Annotated in this window: 16 protein-coding genes; 7 read left to right on the top strand and 9 right to left on the bottom strand. The window is 61.4% G+C overall.

Going from position 1 to position 19,204, the window contains the following annotated elements:
- Positions 1 to 44: 44 nt before the first annotated feature.
- The gene (locus QWI20_RS15685; protein WP_369306263.1) at positions 45 to 842 is read left to right on the top strand and encodes a cobalamin-binding protein; all 798 of its coding nucleotides are present in this window, start codon (positions 45 to 47) and stop codon (positions 840 to 842) included.
- Between the two features lie 18 nt (positions 843 to 860).
- Here QWI20_RS15685 and QWI20_RS15680 read toward each other — a convergent pair whose 3' ends face one another.
- From QWI20_RS15680 to QWI20_RS15650, 7 genes are all read right to left on the bottom strand, one after another.
- Positions 861 to 2,744, bottom strand: coding sequence for a TonB-dependent receptor (locus QWI20_RS15680; RefSeq protein WP_369306262.1), 1,884 nt, complete (start codon positions 2,742 to 2,744; stop codon positions 861 to 863).
- Positions 2,745 to 3,000: 256 nt separating this feature from the next.
- Positions 3,001 to 4,890, bottom strand: coding sequence for a 1-deoxy-D-xylulose-5-phosphate synthase (gene dxs, locus QWI20_RS15675; protein WP_369306261.1), 1,890 nt, complete (start codon positions 4,888 to 4,890; stop codon positions 3,001 to 3,003).
- Positions 4,891 to 5,082: 192 nt separating this feature from the next.
- Entirely contained in the window at positions 5,083 to 5,970 is an 888-nt protein-coding gene (ispA, locus tag QWI20_RS15670) for a (2E,6E)-farnesyl diphosphate synthase (protein ID WP_172609849.1), read from the bottom strand.
- Entirely contained in the window at positions 5,967 to 6,209 is a 243-nt protein-coding gene (locus QWI20_RS15665) for an exodeoxyribonuclease VII small subunit (RefSeq protein ID WP_062384761.1), read from the bottom strand. The genes ispA and QWI20_RS15665 overlap by 4 nt, the downstream gene beginning before the upstream one ends.
- A gap of 386 nt (positions 6,210 to 6,595) precedes the next feature.
- Positions 6,596 to 7,249, bottom strand: a complete 654-nt coding sequence (nfsB, locus tag QWI20_RS15660) for an oxygen-insensitive NAD(P)H nitroreductase (RefSeq protein WP_369306260.1) — start codon at positions 7,247 to 7,249, stop codon at positions 6,596 to 6,598.
- A 28-nt stretch (positions 7,250 to 7,277) separates the two neighbouring features.
- Positions 7,278 to 8,471: an L-dopachrome tautomerase-related protein gene (locus QWI20_RS15655; protein ID WP_369306292.1), complete on the bottom strand. Its 1,194-nt coding sequence runs from the start codon at positions 8,469 to 8,471 to the stop codon at positions 7,278 to 7,280.
- Between the two features lie 57 nt (positions 8,472 to 8,528).
- Positions 8,529 to 9,536 (bottom strand): zinc-binding alcohol dehydrogenase family protein, encoded by a 1,008-nt coding sequence (locus tag QWI20_RS15650; protein ID WP_369306259.1) that lies wholly within the window; start codon positions 9,534 to 9,536, stop codon positions 8,529 to 8,531.
- A gap of 116 nt (positions 9,537 to 9,652) precedes the next feature.
- On the opposite strand from QWI20_RS15650, the gene QWI20_RS15645 reads away from it, so the two are divergent.
- Positions 9,653 to 10,558: a LysR substrate-binding domain-containing protein gene (locus QWI20_RS15645; protein ID WP_369306258.1), complete on the top strand. Its 906-nt coding sequence runs from the start codon at positions 9,653 to 9,655 to the stop codon at positions 10,556 to 10,558.
- 188 nt (positions 10,559 to 10,746) lie between these two features.
- On the opposite strand, the gene QWI20_RS15640 is transcribed toward QWI20_RS15645, so the two are convergent.
- Positions 10,747 to 12,531: an IlvD/Edd family dehydratase gene (locus QWI20_RS15640; protein WP_369306257.1), complete on the bottom strand. Its 1,785-nt coding sequence runs from the start codon at positions 12,529 to 12,531 to the stop codon at positions 10,747 to 10,749.
- Between the two features lie 46 nt (positions 12,532 to 12,577).
- Entirely contained in the window at positions 12,578 to 13,753 is a 1,176-nt protein-coding gene (locus QWI20_RS15635; RefSeq protein ID WP_369306256.1) for a fumarylacetoacetate hydrolase family protein, read from the bottom strand.
- Between the two features lie 121 nt (positions 13,754 to 13,874).
- Here QWI20_RS15635 and QWI20_RS15630 point away from each other — a divergent pair, with 121 nt between their 5' ends.
- From QWI20_RS15630 to QWI20_RS15610, 5 genes are all read left to right on the top strand, one after another.
- Positions 13,875 to 14,816 carry a LysR family transcriptional regulator gene (locus tag QWI20_RS15630; RefSeq protein WP_369306255.1) on the top strand — a complete coding sequence of 314 codons (942 nt, stop codon included), beginning with the start codon at positions 13,875 to 13,877 and terminating at the stop codon, positions 14,814 to 14,816.
- 134 nt (positions 14,817 to 14,950) lie between these two features.
- A complete protein-coding gene (locus QWI20_RS15625; protein ID WP_369306254.1) occupies positions 14,951 to 16,336 on the top strand; it encodes an MFS transporter in 1,386 nt (461 codons plus the stop codon).
- 341 nt (positions 16,337 to 16,677) lie between these two features.
- Entirely contained in the window at positions 16,678 to 17,430 is a 753-nt protein-coding gene (locus tag QWI20_RS15620) for an Asp/Glu racemase (protein ID WP_369306253.1), read from the top strand.
- Positions 17,431 to 17,488: 58 nt separating this feature from the next.
- The gene (locus QWI20_RS15615; protein ID WP_369306252.1) at positions 17,489 to 18,370 is read left to right on the top strand and encodes a LysR family transcriptional regulator; all 882 of its coding nucleotides are present in this window, start codon (positions 17,489 to 17,491) and stop codon (positions 18,368 to 18,370) included.
- A gap of 48 nt (positions 18,371 to 18,418) precedes the next feature.
- Positions 18,419 to 19,114, top strand: coding sequence for a hypothetical protein (locus tag QWI20_RS15610; RefSeq protein ID WP_369306251.1), 696 nt, complete (start codon positions 18,419 to 18,421; stop codon positions 19,112 to 19,114).
- The last annotated feature ends 90 nt before the right edge of the window (positions 19,115 to 19,204 follow it).

Genomic DNA, 19,204 nt, shown 5'->3' with positions numbered 1-19,204 from the left:
CTCTGCAGCCTGCGCCGTGGTCGGGCGCCGGCTGGCCGCGCTTGATGCGCCCGCTGATTGCCTACCTGCTGTTGCTGATCGCCTATCAGGCCGGCGCTGACCAGCGGGTGGTCAGCCTCGCACCCTCTCTGACTGAAATTGTTGTTGAACTGGATGCCGCCGATCTGCTGGTCGGCGTGCTCGACGGCGGTCCACGCCCGACAAAGGTAGCAGGCCTGCCTTCGGTGGGTCGCTACGGGCAGCTCGACATCGAGCGCCTGCTCAGTTTGCAGCCGGATCTTTTGCTGCTATGGCCCGGGAGTGTCAGCGCGGCCCAGCGCGATCAACTGAAGCGCCTGAATATTCCTGCTTACACCGCCGAGCCCCACACGCTGAACGAACTGGCTGATCAGATCAAGCAGATGGGCGAACGTCTTGGCCGCGCCGATCGTGGACGACAAGTAGCGGGGGATTTCCGTCAGCGATTGGCCGGGTTGCGTGAACGCTATCGGCGCGATGTCCCGCTGAAAGTCTTTTACCAAGTGTGGGATCAGCCGCTTTACACCGTCGGCGGCGGTCAGATCATCAGCGATGCACTGACCGTCTGCGGCGCACGTAATGTGTTTGAAGACCTGACCCTGCCGGCGCCGCAGGTGAGTATCGAGTCAGTGCTGCAACGAGATCCGGACGTGATTCTCGCCAGCGACGCTGCATTGTTGCCGACATGGAAAACCTGGTCGCAGTTGAAGGCCGTGAAAGCCGGTCGCCTGTTTGCCGTGCCCGATAAAGGCCTCGAACGAGCAAGCGGGCAGATGGTGGAAGCGGTGGCGAAGGTGTGCAGCGTGATAGCGCCAGAACGCTAGATCAGGTGGGCTGCAGACCTACAGCTCCGGCGTCCACGTCACGCCAAACATCCACGTCCGACCCTCTTCGCGATAGCCGTAGTTGCTGCCATCGAAGCTGTACAGCGTGCGGCTGTAGCGCTTGTCCAAGGCGTTATCCAGCTTGAACTCAAGCTTCACTTCGTCGCTAGCTTTCCAGCTGCTGCGCAATCCGAACAACGAATAGCCGCCGATGTGCTGGGTGTTGGCCTCGTCGTTGTAGCTGTCGCTGACGGCCTGCCAACTGGCGCCGACACCGAGGCGATCGAACTGCCGATCAAGATCGAGGTTCAGGGTGCGGCGGGCGCGACGGTTGAGCGTGTGCCCAGTGTCACGGTCGCGCGGGTCGATGACCGACGCGCCGAGCTTGCCGGTCCAGCCGAACAATTGCTGCTCAAGGGACGCTTCGACACCATTGATCCGTGCCGAGCCGATGTTCTGAGGGCGAAAGTCGCTGTCGAGGGCAATCGCGTCCTGCAGATCAGTGCGATACAGCGAGGCCTCAAGGCGGGCGGTTTCGCTCAGGCGACTGCGCCATTGCAGCTCGTAGCTTTTGGAGTGCTCGGGTTTGAGATTCGGGTTGCTGAAGTCCGGGTAATACAGGTCGTTGAACGTCGGCGCGCGGAAGCCTTCGCTGTAGGACAGCAGCACGTCGTTGGCGTCATTGAGCGGCACAGTGAGCGTGCCGCTCCAGGTGTTCTGGCTGCCGAACTGTTCGTTCTGATCGTGGCGCAGGCCGAGCTCGGTCGAAAAGTGCTCGCCCTTGAAGCGGTGCTGGATGAACGCCGCACGGTTCCAGCGGCTGTCCTCATCTAACGCCGTGCTGCTATTGACACGGTCCTCGTACCAGTCGCCCCCCAGCATGATGCTGTTGCGCTCGTTCAGGGTCAGGTCGTTCTGCCAATTGACCGAGTCGCGGTAGGTGTTGAACACGTAGTGATCGTCGCTCAGCTTATCCAGCGTCTTTTCACGGTTCTCGCTGTGGCCCAGCTCCAGGCGGGTTTTCCAGGTCTGGTTGATCCGGGCGTCGACGTAGGTGCCGAGGCTGCTTAGGTCAAACTTGCTGTATTGCTGCTGACCCACGGTGTTGAACGTGACCGGGTCGAACAGGCCGAATGGATTGTCGAACTCAGTCTTGCCCCGGTTATCCAGAGCGTTGAAGCCGACCTCCACGTCGTCGCTGAGCCAGTGGCTGAGGTTCAGGCTCAGGGATTTATTGCGGTAGGCGTCGCGGTCATCGTCGCTGGCGAAGGAGGGGCCGGTGCGATCGATGCCTGTCGTTTCATCCAGGCTGGTGCTGAGGTTGAAATGGGTCTGCTGATCGCCGCCCGACAACCCGAGGCTCTGCGGCTGTGTGCCTCGATTGCCGAAACCGGTGTGCAAGCGGGCTTGCAGGCCTTGCTCGGCGCCCCGTCGGGTGAAGATCTGGATGACGCCGCCAATGGCGTCAGCGCCGTAGATGACCGAACGTGAACCGCGCAGCACTTCCACGCGCTCAATCTGCTCGACGTCAAGGTATTGCAGGTTACTGTCCGCGGAGGTGGCATTGGCAATGCGCTGGCCATCGACCAGCACCAGACTTTGCGCGGCCTTGGTCCCGCGAATAAAGATCCCCGGCAGACTGCCACGCCCCCCGCTGGGCGCCACTTGCACACCGGGCACACGACTCAACAGGTCAGTAACGCTGCTCGGTTGCAGCCGCTCGATGTCGGCGCGGCTGAACACGGTGTTCGCCGCAGTGCTGGCGTCCCGCTGCTCGACCTGACGATTGGCGCTGATCAGCACGCTGTCCAGCTTCAAGGCGCTTTCCCGATCAGGCTGATCGCCGAAGACGTGGGTGGCGGGGATGAGGGAGAAGGCGAGGGCGAGGCGGGAAATTATCATCGTACTGATCGCAAACCTGTAGGAGTGAGCTTGCTCGGGAATGCAATCGTTCTGTTGTGCATGTATCAACTGACAGAACACATTCGCGAGCAAGCTCACTCCTACAGGTAAGTGGGGGCGTCGAGCCATCTGGTTGGACATGTGATTGTAGGAACGATCGGGTAGGCGCTCCACCTTGCCCGCGATAGCGATTTATTCGTTGCAAGCGTAGCAACTGTCAGAACGCATCCGCGGGCAAGCGAGCCCCCTGCAAAAACTACATCTTCAGCAGGCGCTGGTTGATCGACGCTTCAATCCCGGCAGCATCCAGCCCGCACTCGGCCAGCATCTGCGCCGGTTTGGCGTGCTCGACGTAAACATCCGGGAGGCCCAGGTGCAGCACCGACTTGAGGATGTTCTCCCGCGCCAGAAACTCGCTGACCGCCGCACCCGCGCCGCCCATGACGGCGTTTTCTTCGACGGTCACGAGCAAGTCGTGGCTGCCGGCCATTTCGCGAATCAGTGCCTCGTCCAGCGGTTTGACGAAACGCATGTCGACCACGGTTGCATCAAGTTTTTCCGCCACGATCAGCGCTTCGGTCAACTGCACGCCGAACACCAGCATCGCGACTTTGCTGCCTTGACGGCGCACCACGCCCTTGCCGATTTCCAGCGGTTCGAGACTGCTCTCGATCACGGCATCGGGGCCATTGCCGCGCGGGTAACGAACGGCCGCGGGGCCTTTGAACAAGTGACCGGTGGTGAGCATCTTGCGCAGCTCGTTTTCATCGCTCGGCGTCATGATTAGCATGCCGGGGATGCAACGCAGGTACGACAAGTCGAAACTGCCGGCATGGGTCGGGCCGTCTTCGCCCACCAGACCGGCGCGGTCGATGGCGAACAGCACGTCCAGATTCTGAACGGCGACGTCATGAATCAGCTGGTCGTAACCACGCTGCAGGAACGTCGAGTAAATCGCCACCACGGGCTTGGCGCCCTCGCAGGCCATGCCCGCTGCCAGCGTCACCGCGTGCTGCTCGGCGATGGCGACGTCGAAATAGCGCTCCGGGAAGCGTTCGCTGAACGCAACCAGATCCGAGCCTTCTTTCATGGCGGGCGTGATGCCGACCAGGCGCTCGTCCGCTTCGGCCATGTCGCACAGCCACTGACCGAACACGCCGGAATACTTGGGACCGCTGGCTTTCTTGGGCACGACCGGTGCGTTCAGCGGGTCGAGCTTGGTGATCGCGTGATAGCCGATCGGGTCGACTTCAGCCGGCGCAAAACCTTTGCCTTTCTTGGTGACCACGTGCAGGAACTGCGGACCCTTGAGGTCACGCATGTTGCGCAGGGTGGCGATCAGGATCGGCAGGTCGTGGCCATCGATCGGGCCGATGTAATTCCAGCCGAGTTCTTCGAACAGCGTGCCGGGCACCAGCATGCCTTTGGCGTATTCCTCGGTGCGTCGGGCGATTTCCCACGCGCCAGGCAGACGCGACAGCACTTTCTTGCTGCCTTCGCGCATGCTTGTGTACGTGCGGCTTGAGAGGATTTTCGCCAGGTAGTTCGACAGCCCGCCGACGTTGCGCGAGATCGACATGTCGTTGTCGTTGAGGATCACCAGCATGTCGGCGCTGACTTCGGGCGCATGGTTCAGCGCTTCGAAGGCCATGCCGGCAGTGAGTGCGCCGTCGCCGATCACGGCAATGGACTTGCGCTCGCTGCCTTGCAGCCGGGAGGCGATCGCCATGCCCAGCGCGGCGCTGATGGAGGTGCTGGAGTGACCGACGCCAAAGGTGTCGTATTCGCTCTCGCTGCGACGCGGGAATGCCGCCACGCCGCCTTTCTGGCGCAGGGTCGACATCTGCTCGCGACGACCCGTGAGGATCTTGTGCGGGTACGCCTGATGACCGACGTCCCAGACCAGCCGGTCGTCGGGGGTATCGAAGACGTAGTGCAAGGCCACGGTCAGTTCGATGACGCCGAGGCCGGCGCCGAAGTGGCCGCCGGTCTGGCCAACGGTGTAGAGCAGCTCCAGGCGCAGTTCATCAGCCAGGGCTTCAAGCTCTGCTTCACCTAAGCGGCGCAGGCCGTCCGGCGTCACTGCCTTGTCGAGCAGGGGCGTGGACGGGCGCTCGCGGGGAATCTCTTTGAACGTCGTGGGCATCAGGCGAATCGTTATAAGTAAAAGAGGCGGCAGTTTACCTGATGCATTACCGGCTGCGCACGATGTGCAGCAACGCGATGTTCAGGAGAAACGATTGCCGGCGAAATGGGGCAGCGGCAGCAAGGCCGCTCGCGCCCGATAAGTCCTATGACCTGCGCTTGGTTGCGGGGTTCGACGCGTTGCGGGCTTCGATTAGTTGCGGCGTTCGACGATATAACGCGCCAGGGCCCGCAAAGGCTCGGCGGCCGCGTCGAACGGTCGCAGCGCCACAAGGGCTTGATCGCGCAATTCAAGTGCGTAATGTTTGGCTTCTTCCAGACCCAGCAGCGCGGGGTAGGTCGGTTTGTCCCGGGCAATATCGGCGCCCTGGCGCTTGCCAAGGGTTGCGGTATCGCTCTCCACGTCAAGAATGTCGTCCTGGACTTGAAAGGCCAGACCGATGGCGCGGGCGTAAATCTGCAGTGAATCGAGTTGAACCTGGGTTGCGTTGCCGCTGGCCAGGGCGCCGAGTCTGACGCTGGCTTCGATCAATGCGCCGGTCTTGTGCCGATGCATGAATTCCAGCGCCTTCTGGTCGAGCTTGAGCCCTACCGAGCCGAGATCGATGGCCTGTCCGCCGACCATGCCGGCAGGGCCGGATGCACGGGCGAGTGTGGCGACCATTTTCAGTCGGGTGTCAGCGTTCTGCGGGGTCAGCGCGTTATCGCTCAGCACGCTGAAGGCCAGGGTCTGCAGGCCGTCGCCGGCGAGAATCGCGCAGGCTTCGTCAAAGGCTTTATGGGTGGTGGGCAGGCCGCGACGCAAATCGTCGTCGTCCATGGCGGGCAGGTCGTCGTGCACCAACGAATAGGCGTGGATCAGCTCGACTGCGCAGGCGGCGCCGTTGGCGTGCTCGGCGTTGCCGCCCAAGGCTTCGCAGGCGGCGTAGACCAGCAGCGGACGCACGCGCTTGCCGCCATTGGTGACGCTGTAGCGCATGGCGGCGTAAAGGCGGGTCAATTCAGGGGCGGGCGCATCGAACAGAGTCTCCAGCGCCGCATTGACGCGAGCCTGGCTGAGTGCCTGATACGCCGCGATCATTCCGGCTGTTCCGCGTCGAACGGCTCTTCGGCCAGTTCGCCGTCGCGTTCCAGCAAGACCTGCACTTTCTGTTCGGCCTGGGCCAGCGCGCTCTGGCACTCGCGGGTCAGGCGGATGCCTTGCTCGAAGGCGGTCAGTGAGTCTTCCAGCGACAGCTCACCGTTCTCCAGACGCTCGACGAGCGTTTGCAAATCCGTGAGGGACTGTTCGAAATCCAGTGCAGCTTTCTTGCGGGCCATGGCGGCTATCCCGGTAGACGTTAAACCGGCGCGACACTAGCAGAGCGCAGGCATCGGGGCAAATGAGAAGGGGTGTGCAGGTGACCGCTTGCTGTTGCTGCACGCCCGTCAAACACCGCAGATGTATTCACCGACGGACTAACTGTGGGAGTCGAGCTTGCTCGCGAATAGGCCGGGACAGTCGCTAAACCTTCAGCGGCTGTCATGCCGTCTTCGCGAGCAAGCTCGGCTCCCACGCGTTCATCATCTGCCGCCAACATTCGCGAGGCAGATGCGATTTTTGTGGGAGCGAGCTTGCTCGCGACTAGGCCGGGACATCCGCTAAACCTTCAGCGGCTGAGATACCGTCTTCGAGCAGCTCACTCCTACAGGTGTGTGCGATTGGGTTAAAGGAAGGTAAACACCGTCTCGGCCGGCAGGCGCGATTTCGGCAGTTTGGCGTTGAAATCGCTGTCGCTGCGGTAGCCCAGGCTGACCACGACCAGGCTGGTGAAACCCTTGTCACGCAGGCCCAGTTCTTCGTCGAGCTTCTTGAAATCGAAGCCTTCCATCGGTGTCGCATCCAGGCCCAACGATGCAGCGCCCAGCAGCAAGGTGCCCAGTGCCAGATAGGTCTGCTTTTCCATCCAGTGCTGCACGTCCTTCTGATCGTATTTGTGCATGTTCACGTAGCCACGACGGGTTTTGTCCTGACCGGCTTTGGCCTCGTCATTGGCAAAGCGTCCGTCAGCCGCCTCCTGGGTCAGCACGGCGTGCAGGTGCGATTCCGGCATTTCAGTGCGGGTGCAAAGCACCACGACGTGAGAGGCATTGAGCATCTTCGCCTCGTTGTAGGCAAAACCGCCCTCGGCGGACTTGGCCACGCGCGCCTTGCCCTGCTCATCGGAGGCGACGATGAAGTGCCATGGCTGCGAGTTCACCGATGACGGGCTGTGACGCAGTTGCTCCAGCAACTCATTGATCGTCTCTTGCGGGATCTTGCGTGAGGCATCGTAGGCTTTGGTGGTGTAGCGCGACTTTGCCAGTGCGGTCAGTTGCATGATGAATCTCCGAAATGGGGAAACTGAATCAACGGGTCGGTGCAGGCGCGGCGTCGATCTTCACCCGCAGCAGGCTGTAGGGTTTTTCGCGCAGATCCTTGCCGTCGTGGAAACCGGCCTGGCGCTGTAGCTGGTTGGCGGTGAAATACAGGTAGCCATCCGGCCCGACCGACAAGGTGTCCGGCCACAGCACGCGAGGGTCGTGAACGATGGTCTGCCAGCTGCCGTCGGCCAGGCGTTTGCGGATGCCGTTGTGCTCGTAGTCACCGGCGTAGACCGCGCCGTTGGCGTCTGCTTCCAGACCGTCCGACGCGCCTTTTTCGCCGAGGTCTTTGACCGCCGCGTTCAGTTGCGCCTCGCTCGCGCTGGCATCACGCAGCATCGCAGCGGGCACGGCATACAGATGGCGGCTGGAAAGTGCGCTGAAATACAGCGTCTTGCCGTCAGGGGACAGGGCGATGCCATCAGACGCAACGGCCATGGTTTTCGGCTTGCCGTCAGGGCCTTTGCTGACCAATGCAGTTTGGCCTTCGACGACCGGTTTGAAGTCAGGATCGGCCGAAGTGGATTTTGCGCCGCTCAATCGACGTGTCGCCTTGCCGCTGGCGATGTCCATCACGATGATCGCGCCGGGCCCGGAGACCGACGAATCCGTCACGTAAACCGTGCCTTCCTTGCCGCTGCGGAAATCAAAGCGCATGTCGTTGACGTAGGTGCTCGGCAGGATGACGTTGGCCGGGAACACCAGCGTCTTGACCACTTTGTTACTGGCCAGATCAACCGCCACCAGCTTGGCGCCGCCGGCTTTGGGCGCGGCGAAATTCGGTGCAGCGGTGTCCAGCAGCCAGACGCGGCCCTGACCGTCGGCGACCACGCTCTGCACGCTGATCAACCCTTTCGCCGGGTCTTTGGGGTCTTCCTTGTTGATGGCGGCATCGGGGTAGGCGACGACCTTGCCGTTACGGATCTCACCCACGGTAAACGGTACGTCGTCGCCCCAGTGCGGGAAGTTGACGAAGATGCGCCCGGTTTCCGTCACGGTCACGCCGGTGGGCATGGCGTCGTGGAAGGTGAACACCTGCTCCAGCTGACCGATGGTTTTCTCCGCCGGTGCATTGGCGGGCAGTGCGGTAGTGGTGGTTGCGATCGTGGCGGCGATGCCGGTCTGGCTGATCAACGCGACTGACAGGGCCAGTGCTGACAACATCATGTTCTGTTTCATGGACACAAACGGCTCCTGGCCTGGCGTAGCAGGCCATTTTCATTAATGGAAACAGGTTCAGAAACCTTCGAGGACGATCTTGCCCTTGGCCTTGCCGCTTTCGATCACGGCGTGGGCGCGGCGCAGGTTTTCGGCATTGATCGCGCCGAAATGCTCACCGAGGGTGGTCTTCAGTACGCCTTCGTCGATCAGGTCGGCGACGCGATTGAGCAGTTGATGCTGGGCAATCATGTCCGGCGTTTCGTAGAGCGAGCGAGTGAACATCAGTTCCCAGTGCAGCGACAGGGCCTTGCGTTTCATCGGCACCACGTCGAGGGATTTCGGGTCATCGATCAGCGCCAACTGGCCTTGTGGTTTCAGGGCCTCGATCAGCTGCGTGAAGTACGAATCGGTGTGGGTCAGGCTGGCGACATGGCTCACCTGGCCGACGCTGATCTGGTTCAGTTGCTCAACCAGCGGCTGGCTGTGATCGATGACGTGATGGGCGCCCAGGCTTTCGACCCACTCGCGGGTTTCCGGACGGGACGCGGTACCGATCACGGTCAGCTTGGTCAGTTGACGGGCCAGTTGCACCAGAATCGACCCGACGCCGCCACCGGCACCGATGATCAACAGGCTGTCACCTTCGCCGTCGCCTTCTTCGACGCCCAGGCGATCAAACAGTAACTCCCACGCGGTGATCGAGGTCAGCGGCAGCGCGGCAGAGTGGGCGTTGTCGAGGGTCTTGGGTTTGTGCCCGACGATGCGCTCGTCGACGAGGTGGAATTCGCTGTAGCTGCCGGGACGGGCGATGGAGCCGGCGTAGAACACTTCGTCCCCGGCTTTGAACAGCGTGACGTCGCTGCCTGTTTCGCGAACCACGCCAACCGCGTCCCAGCCGACCACTTTGGGTTCGGTGGTCGCAGAGCCGGCGCGGATTTTTGTGTCGACCGGGTTCACCGAAATCGCTTTGACTTCGACCAGCAAATCCCGAGCGCCGGGCGTTGGCTTGGGCAGGTCCATGTCGAGCAGCGCATTGGGGTCTTCGATGGGCAGACCGTGTTGGGTGAAGGCGACGGCTTTCATGGCGATTTCTCTCGTCAGTGGACAGAAGGTGGCTGAAACGTTGGACCCATCTTGTTCTTGTTCGTCAGGCAGAAAAACCCGCAGAATCCGGCAACACTTTCACGGCTGGAGTGAAAATGATCCGCATCGACGACCTGACGCTGTTTGTCCGCACCGCTGCGCTGGGCAGCTTCTCCAATGCCGCGCGGGAGGTGGATCTGTTGCCGGGGCAAGTCGCGGCGGCCATCAAGCGCCTCGAACGCGAGCTGGATATCCGCCTGTTTGCCCGTTCGACGCGCAGCTTGCGCCTCACCGCGGAAGGCGAGCAGTACCTGCCGACCGCCCAGACGGTGCTCGATGCCTTACGGGATGGCCGAGAAAAGCTGCGGCGCGAAAGTGCTGAGCTGCAAGGCACGCTGCAGGTGGCGGCGCCGTCGGATCTGGGCCGAAACATGCTGCTGCCCTGGCTGACGGATTTTCGCAGCCAGCACCCGGCGCTGAATTTACGTCTGTTTATCTCCGATCAAGTGGCTGATCTGTTTCGCGATCCGGTGGACGTCGCCATTCGCTACGGCGTGATCGAAGACGCGAATTACATCGCGTTGGCGCTGGCGCCGTGGAATCGCCGGGTGTTGGTGGCGTCGCCCGAGTATCTGGCGCGCAAGGGCCGGCCCGTGGTCTCCGATGACCTGCTGCGACACGAGTGTTTGCTGTTTACGCTGGCGGGGCGGGTGTACGACAAATGGCGGCTCGGGGGCCGGGTGTTCTCAGTATCGGGTCCCTTGCTTACCGATGACGCAGATCTGGTCCGGCGCTGGGCGGTGGCGGGGCAGGGTGTGGCCTACAAATCGTGGCTGGATGTCTGCGAGGACGTGCACGCCGGGCGGCTGGATTTGTTGCTGCCGGATTACCCGGGCGAGCCGACCCCGCTTAACCTGGTCTGCCCGCACCGCAAACAGTTTTCCCCGGCGGTGCAGCAGTTGCATTCCTTGTTGAAGGATCGCTTCGCCGGGATGGAGAAGGGGTTGCCGGCGTTGTTGTGAGGATGTTTGAAATTCTTGGGGCCTCATCGTCCAGATACCGCGCGATCGTGCAGTAAACGCAGACCTTGTGGGAGTGAGCTTGCTCACGAAGACGGCATTTCAACCGCTGAAGATTTGGCGGATGTACTGGCCTCTTCGCGAGCAAGCTCGCTCCCACAAGTCATATGCCGGGCGCCACATCTGCGGCGTTAATGCGAATGCCGCGGCTCGCCGCTTCGTGCAATCACCCGTAAATGCAGCGTCGCCGGCTCCAGACATCCGCCGGTGGACAGCTGCCCCACCAACTGCCGATACAGCTCCTGCCATGGGGTTTGCGAGGCCGGCATCTTCGGTTCGAACAGCGCGCGGCGTGCGGCCATTTCTTCGTCGCTGACCAGCACATTGACGCTGCGGTTGTTCAGATCCACGCGCAGCCGGTCATTGGTTTTCAGCAACGCAAGGCCACCGCCTACCGCCGCTTCCGGCGACATGTTCAGGATCGAAGGGCTGGCCGAGGTGCCGCTCTGCCGGCCATCCCCCAGGCACGGTAGCGAATCGATGCCCTGTTTGATCAGCGCAGACGGCGGCGCCATGTTCACCACTTCGGCGCTGCCGGGGTAACCGACCGTGCCAGCACCACGGATCACCAGAATGCAGCGCTCGTCGATTTCCAGCGACGGGTCGTTGATCCGCGCGTGGTAGTCCTCCGGGCCCTCGAACACGATCGCTCGCGCCTCGAAGCTATTCTCGGCGCCCGGCTCGGACAGATAGGTCTTGCGGAACGCCTCGCCGACCACCGACATCTTCATGATCGCGCTGTCGAAAAAGTTGCCGCTCAGCACGATGAAACCGGCGCGGTGCTTGAGCGGGTCTTCGTACGGACGGATCACGTCGGTGTCGTGGGTGACGGCATTGCGCACGATGTCACCGATGGTTTTGCCGGAGACCGTGCCGCAGTCTTCGTGCAGCTTGCCGGCCTTCTGCAGCTCGTGCATCACCGCCGGCACGCCGCCTGCGCGGTGGAAGCCTTCGCCCAGATACTTCCCGGCCGGCATGCAATTGACCAGCAACGGCACGTCTTCGCCGATGCGCTGCCAGTCGTCGAGGCTCAACTCGACGCCCATGTGCCGGGCGATGGCGATCAAGTGAGGCGGGCAGTTGCTTGAAGCCCCCAGCGCCGACGCCACCGCGATCGCGTTTTCAAACGCCTCGCGGGTCATGATCTGCGAGGGGCGCACGTCTTCGCGGACCAGATCGCAGATGCGCTTGCCAGTCATGTACGCCATCTGGCCGCGCTCGCGGTACGCCGCTGGAATACTCGCGCAACCCGGCAGCGACATGCCCAGCGCCTCGGCCAGCGCGTTCATCGAAAGCGCGGTGCCCATGGTGTTGCAGTGGCCCACCGACGGCGACGCGGCGGTGGTCATTTCCATGAAGCCTTCGTAATTGATCTCGCCTGCGGACAGCAGATTGCGCGCATGCCAGAGCACTGTGCCGGAGCCGATCAACTCGCCCTTGTGCCGACCGTCAAGCATCGGCCCGCCGGACAATACAATCGCCGGCAGGTCTGTGGTCGCTGCCGCCATCAGGCACGCCGGGGTGGTTTTGTCGCAGCCGGTGGTGAGGACAACGCCATCCAGCGGGTAGCCGTGAAGAACTTCCACCAGCCCGAGGTACGCCAGGTTCCGGTCCAGGGCTGCGGTCGGGCGGCGGGTCTGCTCGGCCATCGGGTGCACCGGAAACTCCATCGGAATCCCGCCTGCATCACGGATGCCGGCCTTGACCCGCTGGGCGAGTTCCAGGTGATGACGGTTGCAGGGCGCCAGATCAGAACCCGTTTGAGCGATGCCGATGATCGGTCGGCCCGATTGCAGCTCTTCGCGGGTCATGCCGTAGTTCATGTAGCGCTCGACGTACAGCGCCGTCATGTCAGCGTGTTCCGGGTCATCGAACCACTGCTGGCTGCGAAGAGGGCGTTTCGGCGTATCGGACATGGTTCGGGTCTCTCTTGGAATTAGGTGTGCTGCGTAAGGTGTTCAGTTACAACAAACCGCGCACCGCAAGATTGCGTATCAACGCGCCGACGCCGAATTTCCACGGCGCCGCGTCACTGCTGTGGGTCACCTCATTGTGCAGGCCGCCGAACAGGCTGCTGCTGATACTGACCTGATCGCCCAGCTTGTGGGTAAAACCGCCGCCGGCATGGTCGCGGTCGGCGGTCGGGGCGAAGAGGGTGCCGAGAAACAGCAGGAAGCCGTCCGGGTATTGATGGTTGGCGTTGAGCGCCTGGCCGGCAATGTCGGCGGGATCGCGGCTGATCTGCGACATCGAGCTTGAGCCTGTCATCACGTAACCGTCATCGCCTTTTACCTGCAGATCGACCACGCACTTGCGCACGTCATCCAGGGAGAAGGTTTCGTCGAACAGCCGAATGAACGGGCCGATCGAGCACGAGGCGTTGTTGTCCTTGGCCTTGCTCAACAGCAGCGCGCTGCGGCCTTCGAAGTCGCGCAAGTTGACGTCATTGCCCAGGGTTGCGCCGTGGATCTGCCCGCGACTGTTCACCGCCAGCACCACTTCCGGCTCGGGGTTGTTCCACTCCGATTTCGGATGAATGCCCACCTGACTGCCGCTGCCCACCGCCGCCAGCACGGGCGCTTTGGTGAAAATCTCGGCGTCCGGCCCGATGCCGACTTCAAGGTACTGCGACCACATGCCTTGCTCGATCAGCAGCGCCTTGAGTGTGCTGGCCTGTTCCGAGCCCGGCTTGATGTTGCGCAAATTGTCGCCGATGGCGTTCTGTACGATCGCGCGCACGCTCTCCGCCTTGGCCGGATCGCCCGCTGCCTGTTCCTCGATTACTCGTTCGATCATGCTTGCGGCGAAGGTCACACCTGCGGCCTTGATCACTTGCAGATCCGCCGGCGCCAGCAGGTATGGCTTGTTGGGATCAGGCGTTGCGGTCGAATTCGCCAGCAGTTCTTCGAGGCTGGCGACACGTTTGCCCTGGGCTTCACGCACGGCGGCCAAAGGGGATTCCAGCTCCAGCAACTCACTCAAGGTGGCGAAGCTCGATGAAAGATCAAACACGCCGTCGTTGCGCAGCACCACAGGCGATGGGCCGCTGATGTGTCCCGGCACCCACGCGCGACCGACCAATGTGCCATTGAGGCCGTCGGCGGGGAGGGTGTTTTCGGGAGTGAGCTGGATGGGCATGGTGAAGTCCTCAACGCTTTTTATGGTTTACAAACGACCCTAATCAGCAGCGTCGATAAACTCCAATGACATCTGGTCAGTAATCGATAACACTGGGTTATCGCTCACCGAGGCCGTCCTCATGTCAGACATTTCCTTCTCCACGGTCTGTAACTGGCTCAAGTTCAAGCACCTGGTGCTCATCGAAACCCTGGCGCGCACCCGCAACATGCACGCGGCGGCGCAGCACATGAATCTTAGTCAGCCGGCGGTGAGCAAGATGCTGCGCGAGATCGAGCGGTTGCTGGGCTTTGATGTGTTCGAGCGCCTGCCGCGCAACATGCCGCCCACCGCCCTCGGCGAGCATGTGGTTCGCTATGCGCAGATCGCCCTGAATGACGCGAGCAAGTTCGTTGATCAGATCAGCAGCCTGCGCGAGGGCGGCCATGGCTTTCTGAAGGTGGGGGCGATCTTCGCGGCGACTGCGGTGGTGCTGCCGGAAGCCATCGTGCAGTTGAAACAGCGTTGGCCGCTGCTGTCGATCGAGGTGGTCGAGCAGACCAGCGACCATTTAATGGAAATGCTCGACGACAAGAAACTCGACCTCGCGGTGGCGCGTTACACCAATGAAAACCAGCAGCAGGTGTACGACTTTCAGGCGCTGGCGCCGGAGCCGTTCTGCATGGTCGTCAACAGCCGCCACCCGCTGACCGAGCTGGCGCAGACGCCTTTGCATGAACTCGGAAACTGGCCATGGATTCTGTACCCGCTGGGCACGCCGATTCGCGCACGGATGGAGCAGGCGTTCGCCAAAGCTGGAATTCCCGTGCCGAAGAACACCATCGATACCATCTCGATGCAGACCTTTCTGCAAGTGCTGCAGGCAGGGCCGATGATCGCCATGTTGCCGGCTTCCATGGCGCAGCCGCATCTGGATTCCGGCCTGCTGAAAGTGCTGAACACGCCGCTGAAACTGGCGCCCCAGGATTACGGAATCCTCACCCGCCGAGGTGAGCCGTTGCTCGGAGCGGCGTCGGAATTTGCCGAAATCCTGCTGGCGAATGCGCGGCTGGCGCGTCAGTGATCGATAACGCTGCGTTATCAATCAATGGAAACAAGTCATTATCCTAATCAATGCCGCTGTTAGTAACATCGCTCCGTGTTTCGACCCTCACATAACAACAATACAGGCGCCTCCGAGTGCCTGGAGGTCCCACCATGGAAACCGTCACCCAGCGCCTGCCCGAGTCCTCGGGTCCCGGGCACGCCAGCTTTGAAGACCGCACCTACCGCAAAGTCATTCTGCGCATTCTCCCCGTCCTGCTCCTGTGTTACATGGCGGCGTATCTGGACCGCGTGAACATCGGCTTCGCCAAGCTGGACATGCTCAACGATCTGCAATTCAGCAACACCATCTATGCCCTCGGCGCGAGTATGTTTTTCTGGGGCTATTTCCTCTTCGAAGTACCGAGCAACCTGCTGCTGCATCGCTTCGGCGCGCGGTTCTGGATCGCCCGGATCATGCTCACCTGGGCCATCGTCTCCATGGCCGTCGCGTTTACCGTACCGCTGGCGAAGCTTTTCCACATCGAATCGGAAACCATGTTCTACGTGCTGCGCTTTTTGCTCGGCATCTGTGAGGCAGGCTTCTTTCCCGGCGTCATCCTTTACCTCAACTACTGGTTTCCGACCCGTCGGCAAAGCCGGGTGATGGCAGGTTTCCTTATGGCGATGCCGATCAGTCTGACCCTGGGCGGTGTGATTTCCGGCTGGTTGATGACCCGAATGCAGGGCGTCAACGGCATGGCCGGCTGGCAGTGGCTGCTGATCATCGAAGGCCTGCCTTCGGTGGTAATGGCCTTCGTGGTGCTGGCGTTCATGGCCAATAACATCGACGCGGCCAAATGGCTGTTGCCCCAGGAAAAGGCCATGCTCAAGGCCAATCTGGAGACCGACAGCAAAGGCAAGGCGACGAGTCTGCGCGAGGTGTTTTTCAACGGACGCGTGTGGCTGCTGGTGCTGATCCTGCTGACGTTCAACACCGGTTTCTACGGACTGGCGTTCTGGATGCCGTCGATCATCAAAAGCGCCGGCGTCTCCAATCCGCTGGACATCGGCCTGCTGACGGCCATTCCGTACGGCATCGCCGTGATCGCCATGACCCTCAACGCGCGGCACTCCAACAAGACCGGCGAGCGCCGTTGGCACGCCGCGATTCCGGCAATCATCGGCGGCATCGGCTTGATGCTCAGCGCCTACTTCGCCAGTAACGTGGTGCTGTCGATCATCTTCCTGAGCGTGTCGGCCTCTGGTGTGCTGAGCCTGATGCCAATCTACTGGACCCTGCCGGGCACCGTACTCTCCGGCGTCGCGGCGGCTGCGGGGATCGGCATGATCAACGCCATCGGCAACCTGTCAGGCTTCACCGGTTCGATGATCACCGCCGTGGCCGAGAATTTAACCGGCAACATCAACAACGGCACCTACGTGCTGGGCGCGTGTTTGTTCATCAGCGCGGGGCTGATTCTGTCGATCCCTCGGGCGATGTTGGGCAATCACAAGGCCGAGGCGCCTGCGCGGGGCGAGGTGCTTTCTCACGCGTAATCGGGATAGAGCGGACACACGCTTTTCCCTTTGGGAGATTCCCGGCGTCCAGACGTTCCACACTTTCGCGTAGTAACACGGTCCCTGTGGGAGTGAGCTTGCTCACGAAGACGGCATTTCAGTCGCCGAAGATTCAGCGGATGTTCCTGCCTCTTCGCGAGCAAGCTCGCTCCCACATGAACGGGTGCCAGCACTAATATCGTGCCCCGGTCATCCCTATCTTTTTGCCTGCCATCGCCAGCCGCGATGGCAGGCTCGCCATTGCCTGATATACGCAACTCACCGTCACTCCTAGCATCGGTCGCACATGACCTCGCCGTCGGCGAAATGGAGAAGACCCTGTGAGAAACTTCCGGATTGGCCAGATCGTCCCCAGCTCCAATACCACCATGGAAACCGAGATCCCAGCGATGCTCACGTCGCGGTATTCCCTGTTCCCGGACGAGCGCTTCACCTTTCACTCGTCTCGCATGCGCATGATGAAAGTCAGCCCCGAAGAATTGAAGAAAATGGACATCGACAGCGACCGCTGCGCACTGGAATTGAGCGATGCCCGGGTCGATGTCATGGCGTACGCCTGCCTGGTGGCAATCATGTGCCAGGGCGCCGGTTACCACAAAGTGTCTCAGGAGCGCCTGAGCAAGACGGTCGCCAGCAACGCGTCCGACGCACCCGTGCTCAGCTCGGCCGGGGCGCTGATCGACAGCCTGCAGATGCTCGACTACAAGAAAGTGTCGATCATCACGCCCTACATGAAGCCACTCACCCAACAGGTCATCGACTACATCGAAGCGGCCGGCATCGAGGTGGTGGACGCCATCAGTCTGGAAGTTTCCGACAACCTGCAAGTCGGGCGGCTTGATCCGATAGACCTGGTTTCCCATGCCGACCGGCTCAATATCGGACAGGCCGACGGGGTGGTGCTGTCGTGCTGCGTGCAAATGCCGTCGCTGCCCGCCATCCAGGTCGTACAGGATCGGCTGGATAAACCGGTGCTGTCTGCGTCCGTGGCGACCGTTTACCAGATGCTCAAAACCCTCGGCCTCAAAGCCCAAGTTCCGAACGCGGGCCATCTGTTGTCGGGCGCGTTCTGAGGCGATGTCTGACGGGGTACTATGGCGGCCACTCAGGCCAGCACGCCCGGTACCCCACATGAAGCTCGACCCCGTCTCGCTGCGCCTTTTCGTCAGCGTCGTCGAAGAAGGCACCATTGCTGCCGCCGCCAAGCGCGAACACATTGCGGCGGCGGCCGTCAGCAAGCGGCTCAGCGAACTGGAAGAGCTGCTCGATTCCCGACTGCTCAACCGCACCAACAAAGGCATCACCCCGACCGACGCCGGCCTGTCGCTGTTGTTCATGGCCCGCAGCGCGCTGAACAACCTCAACGACATCGTCCTGCAGATGCGCGACTACTCCAACGGCACGCGCGGGTCGGTGCACGTGCTCGCTAACATCTCCGCGATCACACAATTCATGCCCGGCTTGATCAAGTCGTTCATGGCGCTTTACCCGCTGATCAACATCGTCCTCGAAGAGCAGCAAAGCCTGGCGATCACCAAAGCCGTCGCCGAAAACCGCGCCGAGATCGGCATCTTCACGCGCCTGCCCCATGGCGCCGACATCGAAGTCTTCCCGTTCCGCAACGACCGCCTGGTGTTGATCGTGCCCAACGACCACCCGCTGGCAGGCCGCGAGTCAGTGCGCTTCAGCGACACCCTCGACCACGAGTACGTCGCCCTGCGCAGCGGCACCCACCTGAATTTCCAGCTGATCAAAGCCGCCAACGACCTCGGCCGCTCCCTCAGAATCCGCATGGAAGTCGCCAGCTATGACGCCCTGAGCCTGATGGTTCAGGCAGGCGTCGGCATCGGCATCATGCCCGAGGGCAGCGCAGGGATTTACCGAATGGACGGTGCGAAAGTGGTTCAGCTGGAAGAGGAATGGGCCAGCCGCGAACTCAACGTTTGCGTGAGGTCGGGGGACGGGTTGTCGGTGGCGGGGGCGTTGTTTTTGCGGCATGTGTTGGCGGGGTGAGGCTGATCGTCGGTATCCTCGACCATCGCCGAATGGACCCCCATCCCTATGCTGATTTTTGATTGCACCAAAGACGCCGCTGATTTTTTTTCGAAGAAAGTGAAGGGCGAAATCATCAGCGCTGTGCAGCCCTCCGCCGCTGCCCAATCGCTGGAAGCGGACAGCGCAGCCCATGAGCGAGTGGATCGCTGGCAACTGCACGTCACCAAATTCGGCAGGACCCATGTCCTGCTCGCCATGAAAGTCGACACGCGCTACGCGATGATGTTTGTGGGCCTGAAACGCAACGATGTGCAGGGTTTTCTGCAGCAGTTCAACGCTCGCTACATTCTTGAAGTGCTTGTGTTGGCGGGTAATGTTCGCGGGCAAATTCCGCCTCAGGCTGAGCTCCAGCGACACGTTGATCTGTTGGAAGAAAGCCTCCAGCCTGTGCATTTCTTCAAGCGTAGCGATCGGAGTGTTCAAGCCCATATCAATGATGTGCTCTACATGGCTGCACACGATGCCTACGAAGGAAAAGGGCTGCCAGTTGAGGCGCCGAATCTCATCGCCTTCGGTGAGGTGGCCAACGGTATGTTCCGATCAATCAGGGGCGGGGATTACTTCATTCCGGCCGAGCTGGAGCTGAAGCAGGCTTTTCCGAGGCTCGGAATGGTGATGACCGAGGTGGAGATTGCGGATGGGTATAAGAGGTGGAGGTCGCGTGGACGTGAGCAAGATCTTGGGCCTGAATGTGAGGATTAACAAATAGAAGATCAGGACTTCGCGTGCAAAAAGCGCCTATGTTGAGCCACTTGAAAGAACGCTCGAATTGCTCCAAGCCATGACGCAACC

The organism is Pseudomonas sp. W2-17 (genome assembly GCF_041060445.1).
Classification (GTDB): Bacteria; Pseudomonadota; Gammaproteobacteria; order Pseudomonadales; family Pseudomonadaceae; genus Aquipseudomonas.
The sequence above is the reverse complement of the archived record's forward strand: the minus strand, read 5'-3'. Positions and strand labels throughout refer to the sequence as shown.

Bases quoted from the DNA above. Each gene is read 5' to 3' on its own strand.
- QWI20_RS15685 (WP_369306263.1), top strand. From the start codon at position 45: ATGCGCCCGCTGATTGCCTACCTGCTGTTGCTGATCGCCTATCAGGCC.
- QWI20_RS15680 (WP_369306262.1), bottom strand. From the start codon at position 2,744: ATGATAATTTCCCGCCTCGCCCTCGCCTTCTCCCTCATCCCCGCCACC.
- dxs (WP_369306261.1), bottom strand. From the start codon at position 4,890: ATGCCCACGACGTTCAAAGAGATTCCCCGCGAGCGCCCGTCCACGCCC.
- ispA (WP_172609849.1), bottom strand. From the start codon at position 5,970: ATGATCGCGGCGTATCAGGCACTCAGCCAGGCTCGCGTCAATGCGGCG.
- QWI20_RS15665 (WP_062384761.1), bottom strand. From the start codon at position 6,209: ATGGCCCGCAAGAAAGCTGCACTGGATTTCGAACAGTCCCTCACGGAT.
- nfsB (WP_369306260.1), bottom strand. From the start codon at position 7,249: ATGCAACTGACCGCACTGGCAAAGTCGCGCTACACCACCAAAGCCTAC.
- QWI20_RS15655 (WP_369306292.1), bottom strand. From the start codon at position 8,471: ATGAAACAGAACATGATGTTGTCAGCACTGGCCCTGTCAGTCGCGTTG.
- QWI20_RS15650 (WP_369306259.1), bottom strand. From the start codon at position 9,536: ATGAAAGCCGTCGCCTTCACCCAACACGGTCTGCCCATCGAAGACCCC.
- QWI20_RS15645 (WP_369306258.1), top strand. From the start codon at position 9,653: ATGATCCGCATCGACGACCTGACGCTGTTTGTCCGCACCGCTGCGCTG.
- QWI20_RS15640 (WP_369306257.1), bottom strand. From the start codon at position 12,531: ATGTCCGATACGCCGAAACGCCCTCTTCGCAGCCAGCAGTGGTTCGAT.
- QWI20_RS15635 (WP_369306256.1), bottom strand. From the start codon at position 13,753: ATGCCCATCCAGCTCACTCCCGAAAACACCCTCCCCGCCGACGGCCTC.
- QWI20_RS15630 (WP_369306255.1), top strand. From the start codon at position 13,875: ATGTCAGACATTTCCTTCTCCACGGTCTGTAACTGGCTCAAGTTCAAG.
- QWI20_RS15625 (WP_369306254.1), top strand. From the start codon at position 14,951: ATGGAAACCGTCACCCAGCGCCTGCCCGAGTCCTCGGGTCCCGGGCAC.
- QWI20_RS15615 (WP_369306252.1), top strand. From the start codon at position 17,489: ATGAAGCTCGACCCCGTCTCGCTGCGCCTTTTCGTCAGCGTCGTCGAA.
- QWI20_RS15610 (WP_369306251.1), top strand. From the start codon at position 18,419: ATGCTGATTTTTGATTGCACCAAAGACGCCGCTGATTTTTTTTCGAAG.